This window comes from Synechococcus sp. B60.1, assembly GCF_047462555.1.
Classification (GTDB): Bacteria; Cyanobacteriota; Cyanobacteriia; order Thermostichales; family Thermostichaceae; genus Thermostichus.
In genome coordinates, this window is sequence record NZ_JANSJN010000037.1 from 20,049 (window position 1) to 22,608 (window position 2,560).

2 protein-coding genes are annotated in these 2,560 nt (G+C 62.1%); both read right to left on the minus strand.

The window, feature by feature from the left end:
* The coding region (locus tag NW863_RS05930) for an S-layer homology domain-containing protein (protein ID WP_414365177.1) at positions 1-1,274 on the minus strand (1,274 nt) is incomplete at its 3' end.
* A gap of 146 nt (positions 1,275-1,420) precedes the next feature.
* Positions 1,421-2,461 carry an NADP(H)-dependent aldo-keto reductase gene (locus NW863_RS05935; protein ID WP_414365178.1) on the minus strand — a complete coding sequence of 347 codons (1,041 nt, stop codon included), beginning with the start codon at positions 2,459-2,461 and terminating at the stop codon, positions 1,421-1,423.
* Between the last annotated feature and the right edge of the window lie 99 nt (positions 2,462-2,560).

The window sequence follows — 2,560 nt, forward strand, 5'->3', positions numbered from 1 at the left end:
GGGGTATAGGTAAAGCCGGTGCGGCTGAGCTGGGCTTGGGCAGTGACATCTACATTGTTCACCAGCAGGGTAAAGCTATTGAGGTCGATCCTCTGGTCATCTTGAAAGCGGGCGGAGATGGCGGGGCGCGGGTTGTCGGTCACCGCTCCGTTGGGCGGGGCCAGGTCGCTGATGGTGGGGAAGGTGGTGTCGGTCACCTGCCCAATGCTGATGGTTTTGTCCGGCAATTGCACCAAGGTCACCAGCCCATTCCGCTCCAGGCGGGCGAACACCGGCGCTTCCGAGGCCCGGTCTTGGCTGCGGAAGGTGTAGCTGCCCTCGTATTGGCCAGGGCGGGTTTCCTGCAACGGCAGGTTGTAGGCGATACCGGGGATGGAAAAAGACCCCTGTGCCCCCGGGGATCCCAGCAAATACACCGTCAGGGTGTCCCCCGGTTTGACGGATCCCAGCTCCTCGCGGGCCAAGAAAGTTCTCACTTCCGGCGCGGTAGGCAGCGTTTCCACCAGCGGCTCCACGGGGATGTCCGGCGTAGCCAGGGGCTCAGGGGTGGGGGTAACCTGGGCAAGGAGCTCGGTAGGGATCCCTGGTCTGGGAATGGCAGCTCCCACCGGTGGGTCTAGGCTGGGCACCCGGCCCACCTTGGCCAGCGCTTGGTAGGTAAGAGCCGCCACTTCCCCCCGCGTGGCCACCGCCTGGGCATTCAAGCGGGTGGGATCAGGGTAGAGCACCAACAGCCCTTCTTGAAGTGCTGTCGCGATGGGGGCGCGGGCAAAGTTGGGAACCAAATTGGCATCGCTGAACCCGGCCAGGATGGCGTCAATTTGGCTTGGATCCTCGAGGAGCTTGCCGTTGGTGGCAGCGCGGGTCAGGACAGTAATGGCCTGGGCACGGGTGAGGACCTCGTTGGGACGGAACGTGCCGTCGGGAAAGCCGGAAACATACCCTGCTGCTGCCGCCGCGCCAATAGAGGGAGCTGCCCAACTGGGAATGGGATCGGCAAAGGAGCGTACGGGAACGTTGGTATCCAGCCCAAAAGCTTTGGTAACGATAACGGCAAACTGGGCGCGGGTAATCGACTCATTGGGGCGAAAGGTGCCGTCTGGAAACCCGCCGATGATCTGCCGCTCGTTCAAGCCGGCGATGTACTGGGCGCCCCAGTAGGTGCTGATGTCAGAAAGTTGCGCCCAAGCGGGATCCCCCATCCAAACCAAGCTGCTGCAGCCTACCACCAGAGCTACCGTCTTCCAACCCTGCCAAAGGAAAAGGTTGCGCATTGTTCACACCTCACGATCTGCTGGGAGAGCCCCTGGGAGGTTTGTGAGTTCAAGAGGGGCCAGCTCGGACCTAGTTATCCAAGCCATAGCCCCAGACGAGGAAAGTTCTCAAAAAGTTCTCCTTGGCGGGCTGTTTTGTCGCCTGCTTAGGGTGCAGGATTGGGGTAGCGCTGGTGCACCGCCTCAATCTCCGCCAGGATCTCAGGCGACAGCTCCACCTCCAGGCAACTGAGGTTTTCCTTGAGCTGGGCCAGGTTGGTGGCTCCGAGGATGGTGCTGGTGACAAACCAGCGGCTGCGCACAAAGGCCAAAGCCAACTGGGCAGGGGTCAGGCCGTGCTGGCGGGCAATGCGTACGTAGGCGGCCACGGCCTCTTCCACATTGGGCTTGCGGTAGCGCTGGCCAAAGCCCTCAAACAGGGTCAAACGGGATCCCGGCGGCTTGGCGCCCCCCAGGTATTTGCCCGTCAGCAGCCCAAAGGCCAGGGGGCTGTAGGCCAGCAGCCCCACCTGCTCATGGCGGCAGACCTCTGCCAGGCCCATCTCAAACGTGCGGTTGAGGAGGCTATAGGCGTTTTGAATCGAGACCACCTTGGGCAGGCCCAACTGCTCAGCCAGGTGGCAAAACTTGCAGACTCCCCAGGGGGTTTCGTTGCTCAGGCCGATGTAGCGCACCATGCCCTCCTGCACCAGTTCCGCCAAGCCCTGCAGTTGCTCGGCAATGGGAACGGTGGGCCGCTCCTGGCTGGGATCATAGGCCACCCCCCCAAACAGGGGCACATAGCGATCCGGCCAGTGGATTTGGTAGAGGTCGATGTAGTCGGTCTTCAGGCGTTTGAGGCTACCAGCCACTGCCTGCTTAAGATTGTTGCGGCTAATCGAGAGAGACCCGCCGCGGATCCAGTGCCAGGGTCGCCCCGGGCCAGTGATCTTGGTGGCGATGATGAGGCGCTCCCGCGGCTGGTGTTGTAGCCACTCGCCGATGTAGCGTTCTGTGGCTCCCTGGGTTTCCGCCCGCGCCGGCACTGGGTACATCTCGGCGGTGTCGATGAAGTTAATCCCGTGCTCCACCGCGTAATCGAGCTGTTCCCAAGCCTCGGCCAAGGTATTCTGCTGTCCAAAGGTCATGGTGCCCAGACAGATTTCCGAGACCTGCAAAGGGCTGTGGCCAAGCTGGCGGTAGCGCATGGGAACTCCCGATCTCCTAACCCGAGACAGCACACCAGTCCCCATTGTGCCCAAAACTTGCCAGCCCCTGGGATCCCTGCCCCTACTCTTGCTGCAGCA

Bases quoted from the DNA above. Each gene is read 5' to 3' on its own strand.
- NW863_RS05935 (WP_414365178.1), bottom strand. From the start codon at position 2,461: ATGCGCTACCGCCAGCTTGGCCACAGCCCTTTGCAGGTCTCGGAAATC.